Origin of the sequence: Pseudomonas sp. 22490, from assembly GCF_052044465.1 — a bacterium.
Classification (GTDB): domain Bacteria; phylum Pseudomonadota; class Gammaproteobacteria; order Pseudomonadales; family Pseudomonadaceae; genus Pseudomonas; species Pseudomonas aeruginosa.
The window spans coordinates 268210-281835 of sequence record NZ_JBQENS010000003.1; the positions used below are offsets into that span (position 1 = coordinate 268210).

The following is a 13626-nucleotide window of genomic DNA, read 5'->3' on the forward strand; positions in this document are numbered from 1 at the left end:
CAGAGGCCCGCGTACCCGCAAGGGACGCGGGTTTTTTCATGCCCGGCGAAACGCAGGCATAAAAAAACCGGCCCCGAGGGACCGGTTTTCAACAGGTCGTGAGACCTATTACTTGCGGCTGGCTTTTTCCAGCATGCGCAGGGCACGCTCGTTAGCCTCGTCAGCAGTCTGCTGAGCTTTCTGAGCAGCGCCCAGAGCTTCGTCAGCCTTGCGATAGGCTTCGTCAGCGCGAGCCTGAGCACGAGCAGCTGCGTCTTCGGTAGCGGTCAGACGAGCTTCGGTTTCTTTGGAGTGGCTGCTGCAACCGGTGGCCAGAACAGCAGCCAGAGCCAGAGCAGAGAATTTCAGAACGTTGTTCATCGTGTTCCCCTTAAGGTGGACATTTCCATAACAGCAATCTCCCCAGCCGGGGAAATTAGCCGGCTACATACTACCCATTACTTGTAGTAAGTAAACTGACCAAGCGCAAGCCGAGCAACTTTTTTTTTAGTCCCCCCGACTTTAGCAGTAGTTGGAGTGTCGTTTGTTCAAAAAATATCCAGCGTGCGGCGCAAGTAAGCAATTTCCCGGACCTTGGGTAGAGTTGCTGCAAGAGGCGGGGGATGAGGGCTGCCGGGTTGTCGAGAATGTTCCGCCGGAGTGGCTGGCGCTTATCGACTTGGCGGGGAGTGGCAAGTAACAACTAAGTTGCCAGCATGTTGCCGGAAATGCCGTAAGTATTGGTGCGGAAATGAAAAAGGCCCGGCTAACTTGATTAGCCGGGCCTTCTTGCGATCTGGCGGTGAGGGAGGGATTCGAACCCTCGATACGGTTTCCCGTATACACACTTTCCAGGCGTGCTCCTTCAACCACTCGGACACCTCACCAGGTTCTCGACAGCGCCGTGTCTGTCGAGGCGCGCAATTTACTCGAACATTTCCCGCTTGGCAAATATTTTTTTAACTTTTTCATCGGCTTAGGTCGTCGGAGGAAAGTCCGCGGGGTGCCTTGGTAGACTGCCGGGCACGAAGAGGAGAGGCGGATGGCGAGCTGGGACATTTTCTGTAGCGTGGTCGACAACTATGGCGACATCGGCGTCACCTGGCGCCTGGCTCGCCAACTGGCCGCCGAGCACGGTCAGGCGGTGCGCCTGTGGGTGGACGAGCCGCAGGCCTTCGCCCGGATCTGTCCGCGGGCGGACCCGGCGGCGCACGTGCAGAGCCTGGATGGGGTCGAAGTGCGTGCCTGGGGCCGGCCGTGGGCACCGGTGGCGGCCGCCGACGTGGTGATCGAGGCCTTCGCCTGCGAACTGCCGGAGGCGCACCGGCAGGCCATGCGCGAGCGGCCGTCCCTGTGGCTGAACCTGGAGTACCTGAGTGCCGAGGAATGGATCGGCAGTTGCCACGCATTGCCGTCGCTGCAGGCGTGCGGGCTTTCCAAGTACTTCTTCTTTCCCGGGTTCCGCGAGCCCAGTGGCGGCCTGTTGCGCGAGGCCGGCCTGCTGGAACGTCGGCGCCGTTTCCAGGCCTCCGTCTCGGAGCAGGATGAGTTTCTCGCCTCCCTTGGCGTGCGGCGGAAGGTTGGCGAGCGACTGATTTCGCTGTTTGCCTACGAAAACCCGGCGCTGCCTGGCTGGCTGGAACAACTGCGCGACGCCCGCCAGCCGAGCCTGCTGCTGGTGCCGGAAGGGCGGGTGCTGGCGGATGTCGCCGATTGGCTGCGGGTGGCTACCCTGGCCGTCGGGGACGTCCACGTGCGCGACGCGTTGCGGGTCCAGGTGCTGCCGTTCATGGCGCAGGACGACTACGATCGCCTGTTGTGGTGCTGCGACCTGAACGCGGTGCGCGGCGAGGATTCCTTCGTTCGCGCGCAGTGGGCGGGACGGCCGCTGCTCTGGCACATCTATAGACAGGAAGAGGAGGCGCACCTGGCGAAGCTCGAGGCATTCCTCGAACTCTATTGCGCCGGCCTGCCCGCCGACCTGGCGGAAAACCTGCGCACCTTCTGGCTGGCGTGGAACGCCGGCGGTGGACTTGCCGGGGCCTGGGAGGGGCTGGAGAGGCAACTGCCCGAGTGGCGTCGGGAAGCGCAGCGCTGGGCCGACGAACAGGGCATGCGTCCGGATCTTGCGGCAAGGCTGGTGCAATTTTACGCAGATTGGCTATGATACGCGGCCTGATTTTTTGTCTTTCATCCATCGGATATTCGTATGAAAACCGCTCAAGAGTTCCGCGCCGGCCAGGTTGCCAACATCAATGGCGCTCCCTGGGTCATCCAGAAGGCCGAGTTCAACAAGTCCGGCCGTAACGCTGCCGTCGTCAAGATGAAGCTGAAGAACCTGCTGACCGGCGCCGGTACCGAGACCGTGTTCAAGGCCGACGACAAGCTGGAGCCGATCATCCTCGATCGCAAGGAAGTGACCTACTCCTACTTCGCCGACCCGCTGTACGTCTTCATGGACAGCGAGTTCAACCAGTACGAGATCGAGAAAGACGATCTGGAAGGCGTGCTGACCTTCATCGAAGACGGCATGACCGACATCTGCGAAGCCGTGTTCTACAACGACAAGGTGATCTCGGTAGAGCTGCCGACCACCATCGTTCGCCAGATCGCCTACACCGAGCCGGCCGTCCGCGGCGACACCTCGGGCAAGGTGATGAAGACCGCGCGCCTGAACAACGGCGCCGAGCTGCAGGTTTCCGCGTTCTGCGAAATCGGCGACTCGATCGAGATCGATACCCGCACCGGCGAGTACAAGTCCCGCGTCAAGGCCTGATCCTTTCGTGCGACGAGAAAAAGCCCGGCATTCGCCGGGCTTTTTCGTTTCCGCTGTCCGCCGCCGCGGCGCGGAGAGTCGGAAGCTTCAGACCGACACGTTCAGGCGTACGTCGATATTGCCGCGGGTAGCGTTGGAGTAGGGGCAGACCTGGTGGGCGGCGGCTACCAGCGCTTCGGCGGCTTCGCGCTCCAGGCCCGGCAGGTTGATGTGCAGTTCGACCTCCAGGCCGAAGCCGCCGGGAATCTGGCCGATGCCGACCTTGCCGGTTATCGAGGCGTCGGCGGGAAGGGTCTGCTTGCGCTGGCCGGCAACGAACTTCAGGGCTCCGATGAAGCAGGCGGAGTAGCCGGCGGCGAACAGTTGTTCCGGGTTGGTGGCCGCGCCGCCCTGGCCGCCCAGTTCGCGCGGAGTGCTGAGTTTCACGTCGAGCACGCCGTCCGAGGATACCGCACGGCCGTCACGGCCTCCGGTGGCGGTTGCGGTTGCGGTGTAGAGAGCCTTGATGGTTTGCATGAGGGTCACCTGTCTGATTTGTACGTTAAGTTCTTGCGCGCTAAGTAAGTGCGTGAAGTGAAATTTATCGTCATGTTATTTTGTGCGCAAGATAAATCGTTGGAAGATTTGGCGATAAAAACCAGACGGGTAGGTATAAGCCCCTCAATCCGGTGCTTGCAGGTTGCTGCGCAGGGCCAGCAGCTCATCCTTTAGGGCGACCAGTTGTGGCAAGTCGAGGCCGGTACTCTCCAGGATGCAGGCGGGAATGCTCTCGGCCTGTCGCTGCAGGGCGCGGCCCTTGTCGGTCAGGCGCAGCAGGACTACCCGCTCGTCTTCGCTGCTGCGAGTGCGGGTAATCAGACCTTCGCCCTCCAGGCGCTTGAGCAGAGGCGTGAGCGATCCCGGGTCGGTAAGCATGCGTGCGCTGATTTCGCCCACGGTCAGGCCGTCGCGTTCCCACAGCACCAGCATGGCGATGTACTGCGGATAGGTGAGGCCGAGCGCTTGCAGCAGGGGCTTGTAGACCTTGGTCATCTGCAGCGAGGTGGAATACAGGGCGAAGCACAGCTGGTTGTCCAGCTTGAGCTGCTCGCAAGGGGTGGTGGGCAGTCGGGACATGGCTGTCTTCCAAGTAAGTAGGGCACTGTGCATGAATTTAGCGTAGTGGCTATTGGCTTTCCAGGTTTCCCGCCGGGTGGTGTCCTCAGCGCTCGCCGAGACGCTGCTGCAGGGCCTGGTCCCAGGGCGGCGGAAAGCCGAAGCGCTCGCGGAGGAAAGCCAGCAGCAGGCGGGTTCGCGAACTGGCTTCGCGTTCCAGGCGCAGGGCATAGATGCAGGTGGGCTCGGCGGCGGGCAAGCCGTCGTCGCAGAACAGCGCCTGCAGTTCGCCGCGCAGCAGGTACTCGCTGCACAACCAGGTCGGCAGGTGGGCGATGCCGAGGCCGGCCAGCGCCGCGTCGACCATCGCTTCGGCGTTATTGGTGGCCAGCCGCGCCCGTTTCGGCCGCAGGTGCTGGAGCTTGCCGTCGTGCTGGAAGCGCCAGGCATAGGGTGGCGACAGGTTGTCCCAATCGATGCCGGCATGCTCCGGCAGTTCGCCTGGGGATGCGGGAACGCCGTGTTCGCGCAGGTATTCCGGGCTGGCGCAGACCACCCGCACCATCGGCGCCAGCGAGGTGGCCACCAGGCGGCTGTCGGGTAGCGGGCCGGCGCGCAACACCAGGTCGACCTCGCCGAGATGTTCGCCCTGCAGGTCGATGAAGCTGCCGATCAGGCGCAATTGCACGTCGAGGCCGGGGTTGGCCTTGAGGAAGTCGGCGACCGCCGGGGCCAGGTGGCGGCGGCCGAAGGGCACCGGCGCATCGATACGGATCAGGCCCTGCGGCGCGGTGCTCAGGGACACCGCTTCGGCACGGGCCAGGCGCAGTTCGGTGACGATCCGCCGGGCGCGGTCGGCGAAGGCCAGGCCGGCCGGAGTAGCGCGCACCGCATGGGTGGTGCGCACCAGCAGAGTGCTGCCGACGGCGCGTTCCAGGGCGTCCATCCGGCGCGCCACGGCGGACGGGGTGAGCGGGTGCTTGCGCGCAGCGGCGGAGAAGCTGCCGCCATCGAGGACATCGAGGTAGAGAACGAACTGTTCGCTGAGGGTATCGGGCAACATGCTCATGCCTTTGCGTAATTGGCATAGCCATTGTGCTTTCTTGTGCGTTTCCCATCCAGCCACGCTTGCCTAGCATGGAGGCGTCGAAAGAGGGGCTGACATGCTGGATGTATTTCTCGATTTCCTGCTGGGGATGGTGCTCGGTTGCCTGGGCGGTCTGTTCGGGATAGGCGGCGGCTTGCTGGCGATCCCGGCGCTGGGGGTGATCTTCGGTCTCGACCAGCAACTGGCGCAGGGTACCGCGCTGGTGATGGTGGTACCGAACGTGGTGCTGGCGTTGTGGCGCTACCACCAGCGCAACCGCATCGATCCGCGCCAGGCCGGAGTCCTTGCCCTGACCGGCCTGCTTTGCGCGTTCCTAGCGTCCAGCGTGGCCGCGCGGATCGATGCGGCGCGGATGCGCGAAGCGTTCGTGATCTTCCTCCTGGCGCTGGCCGGCTACATGTTCTGGCGCCTGTTCCGGCGCCCGCCGCAGGGCGGCGCGACGCCGCGCTACGGTTTGCCCTGGATGGGCGTGCTGGGCCTTGGCGCGGGCTCGCTCGGCGGGCTTTTCGGGGTCGGTGGCGGGGTGCTGGCGACACCGGTGCTGACTTCGGTGTTCGGCCTCGCCCAGGTCGTCGCCCAGGGCCTCGCGCTGGCCCTGGCCGCGCCGAGCACGGCGGTGGCGCTGGGGACCTACGCCATGCACGGCCATGTCGACTGGCGGATGGGGATCCCCCTGGCGCTGGGCGGCCTGCTGAGCATTTCCTGGGGCGTGAGGCTGGCCCACGCCTTGCCCGAGCGCAGCCTGCGCATGGCCTTCTGCGCCTTCCTCGCATTGTGCGCGGTGCTCCTGCTGGTGCGCGGTTGAGTCAGAGACGGAAGCCCTCGCCGATGTATTCGGCGAGCTTCTCGGTGACCGGTGACTGGCTGTGCGGGTTGCGCATCAGCATGATGCTGGCCGAGGGCAGGGCGGGCAGGCCCTCGCTCTCGTCGAGGATGCGCAGGTTGCCGGTGAGCAGGCTGCGCAGTTGCACGGTCACGGCGAGGCCGGCGCTGACCACCGCGAACAGCGCCGACAGGCTGGGGCTGCTGTAGGCGATGCGGTAGTCCAGTTCCGCCGCCTCCAGGGCGTTGCAGGCCCAGGCCCGGCAAAAGCAGGTGGTGTTGAACATGGCCAGCGGGATCGGCCGCTGGTCGTGGGGGCAGAAGCCCTCGGCGGCCATCCAGACGAAGGGCTCCTGGCGCAGCAACTGGCCGATCTCTGTGCCCGGCTCGCGGGTGACGATGGACAGGTCGAGGTCGTTGCGCGCCAGCAGGTTGAGCGAGGTGTCGCAATGCACCTCGACCTGCACCAGCGGATAGGCTTCGGCGAAGCGCGACAGGATCGCCGGGAGGAAGCGCATCACGTAGTCGTCCGGGGTGCCGATGCGCACCGAGCCGACCATGTGCGGGCGGCGCAGGGTGTTGAACACCTCGCCGTGCAGCTTGAGGATCCGCCGGGCATAGCCGAGCAGCACCTGGCCTTCGGCGGTGAGGCGGGTCTGCCTTCCGTCGCGCTCGAACAGCGAGCGCTGCAGGACGTCCTCCTCTAGCCGCTTCATCTGCATGCTGACCGCCGACTGGGTGCGATTCAGCGCCTCCGCGGCGCGGGTGAAACCACCGTGCTCGGCGATGGCGACGAAGGTGCGGAGCAATTCCGTATCGATGCCGGGCTGGTAGCTCATTCATCAATCTCCAAGATGCATTGCATAAGAATGATTCGTTGGATTGATCCTATGCCTGGCGGGAGACTGTGCCTATCCCGAACGGAGGGCAAGACGATGAAAGGTCAACAGGATTATTTCGGCAGTCACTGCCACGCTGCATCCCATCCCGCCTCGACCGCTGCGCCGTCGTTGTGGCGTCGCTGGCGGCGCTGGTTGCAGTTGGCCCGCGAGCGCCGGGAACTGCTGAGGATGAGCGACGAAGCGCTGAAGGACCTCGGCCTGAGTCGGGCGGATATCTTCCAAGAGGGCGAGCGGCATTTCTGGGACGACCCGCTGCGTCGGCATTGAGCGAACCGCAGCGGCGCGCCGGGCTGGCGCGGCGGCGGGGGCACGATAGACTCGCAGTCTCCTTCATCGACTGGGGCGCTCCATGAGTCTTTCGCTTTCCCTCGCCGAAGCCCGCCGCCTGGCCCTGGCCGCGCAGGGCTTCGACGGCCGGCGGACGCGCCGCAGCGTGCAGCGGCGGCATCTGCGCGAAATGCTCGCGCGCCTCGGCCTGCTACAGATCGATTCGGTGAATGCGCTGGTGCGCTCGCACTACCTGCCGCTGTTTTCCCGCCTCGGTCCCTACTCCATGACGCTGCTCGACGAGGCAGCCTGGAGTGTCGGCCGTCACCGCCAGTTGTTCGAATACTGGGGGCACGAGGCCTCGCTGCTGCCGCTGGAACACTACCCGCTGATGCGCTGGCGGATGCGCCAGGCCGCCGACGGCCAGGGCATCTACCAGCAACTGGCACGTTTCGGCCGGGAACAGCAGCCACTGATCCGCCAGGTGTTGCAGGCGGTGCGCGAGCAAGGCGCGCTGGGTGCCGGCAGCCTGAGCACGCGGCAGGAGCGGGCCGGTCCCTGGTGGGACTGGAGCGCGGAAAAGCATGCGCTGGAATGGCTGTTCGCCGCCGGTGAGCTGACGGTGGCCGGACGGCGCGGTTTCGAGCGGCTCTATGATCTGCCGGAGCGGGTGTTTCCCGCGGAATTGCTGGCGCGTCCCGAGCTTTCGGAGGCACAGGCCCAGCGCGAGCTGTTGCGGATGGCGGCGAGCGCCCTGGGCGTGGCCACCGAAAAGGACCTGCGCGACTACTATCGGCTGAGCCCGGCGCAGAGCCGCGCGCGCCTCGCCGAACTGGTGGAGGCTGGCGAGCTGCTGCCGGTCCGGGTCGAGGGCTGGAGCCAGCCGGCCTACTGCCCCGGCGAACCGCAGGTGCCGAGGCGGCTAGGCGCCAGTGCCTTACTCTCGCCCTTCGACTCGTTGGTCTGGGAGCGGGCGCGGGCCGAGCGCCTGTTCGATTTCCGCTATCGCCTGGAGATCTACACGCCGAAGGAAAAACGTGTGTACGGCTACTACGTGCTGCCATTCCTGTACAACGGCCGTCTGGTCGGCCGCGTCGACCTCCGCGCCGAGCGGGCGCGGGAGCGCCTGGCGGTGCATGCGCTGCATGCCGAGGCGAACGGCATGGACGATGCCGCCCTGCACGAGCTGGCCGAGCAGTTGCGCAGCATGGCCGCCTGGCTGGGCCTGGCGACGGTGGCGATCGAGGGGGGCGGGGAGTTGGCGGTGCGCTTGCGCGGGGTGCTGCTCTAGCGAACGCTCCCGCCGGGCGGCGGGAGCGGCCGCGGCGCGCTCAGCGGCGTACCTGCTTCAGGGTTTCGGCGATCAGGAAGGCCAGTTCCAGCGACTGGTCGGCGTTCAGCCGCGGGTCGCAGTGGGTGTGGTAGCGGTCGCTGAGGCCGTCTTCGGTGATCGGTCGCGAACCGCCGATGCATTCGGTGACGTTCTGCCCGGTCATCTCGATGTGGATGCCGCCGGCGTAGCTGCCTTCGGCCTGGTGCACCTCGAAGAACTGGCGGACTTCGGCGAGCACGCGGGCGAAGTCGCGGGTCTTGTAGCCGCTGGAGGCCTTGATGGTATTGCCGTGCATCGGGTCGGAACTCCACAGCACCTGGCGGCCCTCGCGCTGGATGGCCTGGATCAGGCGCGGCAGGTGGTCGCCGACCTTGTCGGCACCCATCCGCACGATCAGGTTGAGGCGGCCCGGATCGTTGTCCGGGTTGAGAATATCGATCAGGCGGATCAGCTCCTCGCTGTCCATGCTCGGCCCGACCTTGACCCCGATCGGATTGCCCACGCCGCGCAGCATCTCGACATGAGCGCCGTCGATCTGGCGGGTGCGGTCGCCGATCCAGAGCATGTGCGCCGAGCAGTCGTACCACTCGCCGGTCAGGCTGTCGCGGCGGGTCAGGGCTTCCTCGTAGTTCAGCAGGAGCGCTTCGTGGGCGGTGAAGAAGCTGGTTTCGCGGAGCTGCGGCGCACTGTCCAGGCCGCAGGCGCGCATGAAGGCGAGGGTCTCGTCGATGCGGTCGGCGAGTTGCTGGTAGCGCTCGGCCAGCGCCGAGTTGGCGATGAAATCGAGGTTCCAGCGGTGCACCTGGTGCAGGTCGGCGAAGCCGCCCTGGGCGAAGGCGCGCAACAGGTTGAGGCTGGCGGTGGACTGGTGGTAGGCCTGCAACAGGCGCTCCGGGTCCGGCACGCGGCTCTTCTCGTCGAAGCCGATGCCGTTGACGATGTCGCCGCGATAGGCGGGCAGGGTCACGCCGTTCTGCGTTTCGTCGCCGGAGGAGCGCGGCTTGGCGAACTGGCCGGCCATGCGCCCGACCTTCACTACCGGGCAGCCGGCGGCGAAGGTCATTACCACCGCCATCTGCAACAGTACCTTGAAGGTATCGCGGATCTTCGCCGCGGAAAATTCGGCGAAGCTTTCCGCGCAATCCCCGCCCTGGAGCAAGAAGGCGCGTCCGGCGGTGACTTCGGCGAACTGCCGGCGCAGCTCGCGAGCCTCGCCGGCGAAGACCAGCGGCGGGTATCCGGCGAGGGTCTGCTCGACCCTGGCCAGGTGCGCGGCATCGGGGTACTCGGGTTGTTGCTGGATCGGCTTGGCCCTCCAGCTCTCGGGGCTCCAGGACTGGCTCATCTACGACTCTTGGCAATGCTCGGGAAAGCGGATTGCGGCATGGTAGAGCAGCTCGCCGCAGCGCCGCCAGCGATCGTTGCAATAGCGGAAATCCATCGTCGGGCCGGCTTTGCTATGCTGCGGTGCTTTTGCCGGAGCGCCTGGCGATAGCCGGCGAAGCGGCGGGGGGAGGTGAGTGGTGAGCGAAGAACGTCTGCTGGTCGAGGAGCGCGACGAATACGGGGTCATCCGGGTCATCGAGTCCGGCGACTATCGCTTCCTCGAGTTCGGCGACGGTGTCGAGCAGAGCTGCGTGTTCATGCCCGATCCAGCCTGGCTGGAATACGACTACACCCGCGCCATGCTGCTCGGCGGGCTCTGCCATTCGCAACCGCGTCGCGCGTTGTTCCTCGGTTTCGGCGCCGGCAGCCTGACCCAGGCCTGCCTGCGCCACCTGCCGCTGGAGGAGGCCGAGGCCATCGAGCTGCGCCCGGCGATTCCGCGCCTGGCCCGCGAGCATCTGGGGCTGCGCGACGACCCGCGCCTGCGATTGCGCATCGGCGACGCACTGGAGAGCCTGGGCGAATGCGCGGAGGCCGACCTGATCTTCCTCGACCTCTATACCGATACCGGCCCGTCGGCCGCGCACCTGGCCTGGAATTTCCTCGGTGCCTGCCAGGAGCGCCTCGCCGAGGATGGCTGGCTGGTGATCAACCAGTGGAGCGGCACCGATGGCAAGCCGCTGGGCGCGCCGCTGCTGCGCGGGCGCTATCACCATCATTACTGGGAGTGTCCGGTGGCCGAGGGCAACGTGGTGATGCTGGTGCCGGCGAACCTGGCCCTCGAACTCGACCAGGAAGCCCTGCGGACGCGTGCCGCGGCGCTGGAGCCGCAACTCGGCTATTCGTTGCAGGGCTATATCGACAGCCTGCGCCCGGCCCAGTAGCCAGGGCGCGCGGACAAGGGCCCGGCTAGCGTCCTTCGAAGCGTCCCGGGCGGCGTTCCTGGAGAGCGCGCAGGCCTTCCTTGGCGTCCTCGCTGTCGAGCAGGCGCCTGGCGGCTTCCGGCAACGCAGCGGCGGCGACCGCTTCGCCTTCCAGCAGGGCCTGGCGCGCCGAGCCGAGGGTGGCGCGCACGCCCAGCGGCGCCTGGGCCGCGACCCGTTCGGCGAGGGCGATGGCGTGGTCGAGGAGGTCCTCCGGGGCGGTGACTTCCTGCACCAGGCCGAGACGATAGGCTTCGTGGGCGTCGAATTCGTCGCCGGTGAGCAGCCAGCGCATGGCGTTGCCCCAGCCGGCGACCTGGTGCATGCGCAGTGTCGCGCCACCGAACGGGAGGATTCCGCGCTGCACTTCGAGCTGGGCGAAGCGCGCGTTGCTGGCGCAGAGGTTGATGTCGGCCGCCAGCATCAGTTCGATGCCGATGGTGTAGCAGTAGCCTTGCACGGCCACCACCAGCGGCTTGCTTGGACGCCGGCCGCCGAAGGTGCCCCAGGGATCGACGGCGCCTTCGGGGAGTTTCCAGCCCTGGCGGAAGGTCTCGCCGACATTGGCCAGGTCCAGCCCGGCGGTGAAATGCTCGCCGTGGGCGAAGAGCAGGGCACAGCGCAACTGGTCGTCGGCCTCGTATTCGCCGAGCGCGGCGACCAGGTCGTCGAGCATCGGCAGGTCGAAGGCGTTGCGCTTGGCCACGCGGTCGAGGCCGAGCAGCAGCAGGTGGCCGCGCCGTTCGCGGCTGATGCGTCCTGGGAGGGTGTCGTTCATGCGGCGGTTTCCTGGCGGGGGGCGGGCAACGTCGGTATAGACGTCTGGAATCGGGATGTCCATTGTCAGTCTCTCCGATGACGCATGTCGGAAAAAACGCACACAAACGTCAAAATTCCGGTATGATGCGCGCCGGTCAAAACTGACCCCGTTCAGGACCTGCATTTTTCGGAGCGCTGTGCTCTGGCTGTGTATCCGCTCTGCGGATTTCCTTTACGTAATCTTCTAATTCAAAAGCAATCTCGCAAATCCCCGCCCCAGCTGCCTGGGTGGCCGTTTCGGCCGTACAGGGCATGAGCAGCCATGGGTCATGGGTCTTTGCGGATGTATACGAGGCAAACCCATGACTCAGGAAACCGTCGGCTTCGCCGCGCTCGGTATTCACCCCAATGTGCTCGCGGCAATCGTCGCCGTAGGCTACGAAGAGCCTTCGCCTATCCAGGCTCAATCGATTCCGCTGATCCTCGAAGGCCACGACATGATCGGCCAGGCGCAGACCGGTACCGGCAAGACCGCCGCGTTCGCCCTGCCGCTGCTGTCGCGCATCGACCCGAGCCGCCGCGAGCCGCAGATGCTGGTGCTGGTGCCGACCCGCGAGCTGGCCCTGCAGGTCGCCACCGCCTGCGAAACCTATTCCAAGCAATTGCCGGGCGTCGGCGTGGTCGCCGTCTACGGCGGCGCGCCCATGGGGCCGCAGCTGAAGGCCCTGCGCCAGGGCGCACAGATCCTCGTCGCTACCCCCGGCCGCCTGTGCGACCACCTGCGCCGCGACGAGAAGCTGCTGGCCACCGTCCAGCGCCTGGTGCTCGACGAAGCCGACGAGATGCTCAAGCTCGGCTTCATGGACGACCTGGAAGTGATCTTCGAGGCGCTTCCCGAATCGCGCCAGACCGTGCTCTTCTCGGCGACCCTGCCGGCGTCCATCCGTGGCATCGCCGAGCGCCACCTGAAGCAGCCCAAGCACGTCAAGATCGCCGCCAAGACCCAGACCGTGGCGCGCATCGAGCAGGTCCACCTGATGGTCCATGCCGACCAGAAGGCCGGTTCGATCCAGCGTCTGCTGGAAGTCGAGCAGTTCGACGCGCTGATCGCCTTCGTCCGCACCAAGCAGGCCACCCTCGACTACGCCGAATTGCTCGAGCGCCAGGGCTACCGCGCCGCCGCGCTCAACGGCGACATGCCGCAGGCCCAGCGCGAGCGGGTCATCGAGTCGCTGAAGGACGGTTCGCTGGACATCGTCATCGCCACCGACGTTGCCGCCCGGGGCCTGGACGTACCGCGCATCACCCACGTGCTGAACATCGACATGCCGTACGACCCCGAGTCCTACGTGCACCGCATCGGCCGTACCGGCCGTGCCGGCCGGGAAGGGCGCGCGCTGTTGCTGGTGACTCCGCGCGAGCGGCGCATGCTGCAGGTGATCGAGCGGGTCACCGGGCAGAAGGTCGGCGAAGTCCGCCTGCCGGATGCCGAGACCGTGCTGGAGGCCCGCCTGGCGCGCCTGGCCGCGAGCCTGACGCCCTTGCTCGACAGCGCCGTCGAGCAGCGCGGCGCGGTGCGCGACGAGCTGTGCCGTCGCCTCGGCTGCGATGCCGAGACCCTGGCCGCCGCATTGCTGGCACGCCTGACCGCCGGCAAGGCGCTGGACCTGGAGTCGGTGCGCCGCGAACAGCCGCTGACCCCATCGGCACCGCGCGAGCGTGCCGACCGTGGCGAACGCGGCGAGCGTCCGGAGCGCAGCGGCGAGCGTCGTCCGATGGCGCCGCCGAGCGAAGGCCGTGCCCGCTGCCGCACTGCCCTCGGCGCGCGCGACGGGGTTGCGGCGAAGAACCTGCTGGGCGCGATCCTCAACGAGGGCGGCCTGTCCCGCGAGGACATCGGTCGCATCCAGATTCGCGATACCTTCAGCCTGATCGAGCTGCCCGAGGCCAATCTCGAGCGCCTGCTGACCAAGCTCAAGGACACCCGCGTCGCCGGCAAGGCCCTGCGCCTGCGCCGCTATCGCGAGGACTGAGGTCCAGCGCGATGAACAAAAGCCCCGCTTCGGCGGGGCTTTTTCATGGGCTTGATGTTTGCTGGCCAGACTGTTTTTCGCGCCTGCCCCGGCTTCTCGTTTCGTCACCCCGGGCGAGTCCCTCTGGCAAGCGTCTAAAGGAAACAAAAGACTTGCCCAGCCGCCAGGGCAGGCACCACGTCGTGCATGCCAGACCTGCACATACCGAAGCCCTGATCTGCCGCCTATCCATGACATCGCGGA

Annotated in this window: 14 protein-coding genes and 1 tRNA gene; 7 read left to right on the forward strand and 8 right to left on the reverse strand. The window is 66.3% G+C overall.

Annotated elements, in window-relative coordinates; translation table 11 throughout:
- Positions 1-108: 108 nt before the first annotated feature.
- Complete coding sequence (oprI, locus tag ACTJJX_RS05310; RefSeq protein WP_003090944.1) at positions 109-360, reverse strand: outer membrane lipoprotei OprI; 252 nt, start codon at positions 358-360, stop codon at positions 109-111.
- A gap of 416 nt (positions 361-776) precedes the next feature.
- Positions 777-866: transfer RNA gene (locus ACTJJX_RS05315), tRNA-Ser, on the reverse strand.
- 155 nt (positions 867-1021) lie between these two features.
- On the opposite strand from ACTJJX_RS05315, the gene earP reads away from it, so the two are divergent.
- Both earP and efp read left to right on the forward strand, forming a co-directional pair.
- Positions 1022-2146, forward strand: a complete 1125-nt coding sequence (gene earP, locus ACTJJX_RS05320) for an elongation factor P maturation arginine rhamnosyltransferase EarP (protein ID WP_016852696.1) — start codon at positions 1022-1024, stop codon at positions 2144-2146.
- 42 nt (positions 2147-2188) lie between these two features.
- Complete coding sequence (efp, locus tag ACTJJX_RS05325; protein ID WP_003090942.1) at positions 2189-2755, forward strand: elongation factor P; 567 nt, start codon at positions 2189-2191, stop codon at positions 2753-2755.
- Positions 2756-2842: 87 nt separating this feature from the next.
- Here the strand turns inward: efp and ohrR (ACTJJX_RS05330) are convergent, their stop codons facing one another.
- The 3 genes from ohrR (ACTJJX_RS05330) to ACTJJX_RS05340 form a co-directional block, all read right to left on the reverse strand.
- Positions 2843-3271 carry an organic hydroperoxide resistance protein OhrR gene (gene ohrR / locus ACTJJX_RS05330; RefSeq protein WP_003104171.1) on the reverse strand — a complete coding sequence of 143 codons (429 nt, stop codon included), beginning with the start codon at positions 3269-3271 and terminating at the stop codon, positions 2843-2845.
- 144 nt (positions 3272-3415) lie between these two features.
- A complete protein-coding gene (gene ohrR / locus ACTJJX_RS05335; RefSeq protein ID WP_003104169.1) occupies positions 3416-3871 on the reverse strand; it encodes a hydroperoxide stress response transcriptional regulator OhrR in 456 nt (151 codons plus the stop codon).
- 85 nt (positions 3872-3956) lie between these two features.
- Entirely contained in the window at positions 3957-4913 is a 957-nt protein-coding gene (locus ACTJJX_RS05340; protein ID WP_003104167.1) for a LysR family transcriptional regulator, read from the reverse strand.
- A gap of 100 nt (positions 4914-5013) precedes the next feature.
- Between ACTJJX_RS05340 and ACTJJX_RS05345 the strand changes: the two genes are divergently transcribed.
- A complete protein-coding gene (locus ACTJJX_RS05345) occupies positions 5014-5763 on the forward strand; it encodes a sulfite exporter TauE/SafE family protein (RefSeq protein WP_003114755.1) in 750 nt (249 codons plus the stop codon).
- A 1-nt stretch (position 5764) separates the two neighbouring features.
- Here the strand turns inward: ACTJJX_RS05345 and ACTJJX_RS05350 are convergent, their stop codons facing one another.
- On the reverse strand, positions 5765-6619 hold the full coding sequence (locus ACTJJX_RS05350) for a LysR substrate-binding domain-containing protein (RefSeq protein ID WP_003114756.1): 855 nt from the start codon (positions 6617-6619) through the stop codon (positions 5765-5767).
- A gap of 96 nt (positions 6620-6715) precedes the next feature.
- On the opposite strand from ACTJJX_RS05350, the gene ACTJJX_RS05355 reads away from it, so the two are divergent.
- A complete protein-coding gene (locus ACTJJX_RS05355; RefSeq protein WP_003090935.1) occupies positions 6716-6949 on the forward strand; it encodes a DUF1127 domain-containing protein in 234 nt (77 codons plus the stop codon).
- Positions 6950-7031: 82 nt separating this feature from the next.
- Positions 7032-8240 carry a winged helix-turn-helix domain-containing protein gene (locus ACTJJX_RS05360; RefSeq protein WP_016852697.1) on the forward strand — a complete coding sequence of 403 codons (1209 nt, stop codon included), beginning with the start codon at positions 7032-7034 and terminating at the stop codon, positions 8238-8240.
- A gap of 40 nt (positions 8241-8280) precedes the next feature.
- On the opposite strand, the gene ACTJJX_RS05365 is transcribed toward ACTJJX_RS05360, so the two are convergent.
- A complete protein-coding gene (locus ACTJJX_RS05365; protein WP_003104160.1) occupies positions 8281-9627 on the reverse strand; it encodes a class II 3-deoxy-7-phosphoheptulonate synthase in 1347 nt (448 codons plus the stop codon).
- A 175-nt stretch (positions 9628-9802) separates the two neighbouring features.
- Between ACTJJX_RS05365 and ACTJJX_RS05370 the strand changes: the two genes are divergently transcribed.
- Positions 9803-10552, forward strand: coding sequence for a spermidine synthase (locus ACTJJX_RS05370; protein ID WP_003119872.1), 750 nt, complete (start codon positions 9803-9805; stop codon positions 10550-10552).
- A gap of 25 nt (positions 10553-10577) precedes the next feature.
- Here the strand turns inward: ACTJJX_RS05370 and ACTJJX_RS05375 are convergent, their stop codons facing one another.
- On the reverse strand, positions 10578-11369 hold the full coding sequence (locus ACTJJX_RS05375; protein WP_003104155.1) for a crotonase/enoyl-CoA hydratase family protein: 792 nt from the start codon (positions 11367-11369) through the stop codon (positions 10578-10580).
- Between the two features lie 310 nt (positions 11370-11679).
- Between ACTJJX_RS05375 and ACTJJX_RS05380 the strand changes: the two genes are divergently transcribed.
- Positions 11680-13383, forward strand: coding sequence for a DEAD/DEAH box helicase (locus ACTJJX_RS05380; RefSeq protein ID WP_003119873.1), 1704 nt, complete (start codon positions 11680-11682; stop codon positions 13381-13383).
- The last annotated feature ends 243 nt before the right edge of the window (positions 13384-13626 follow it).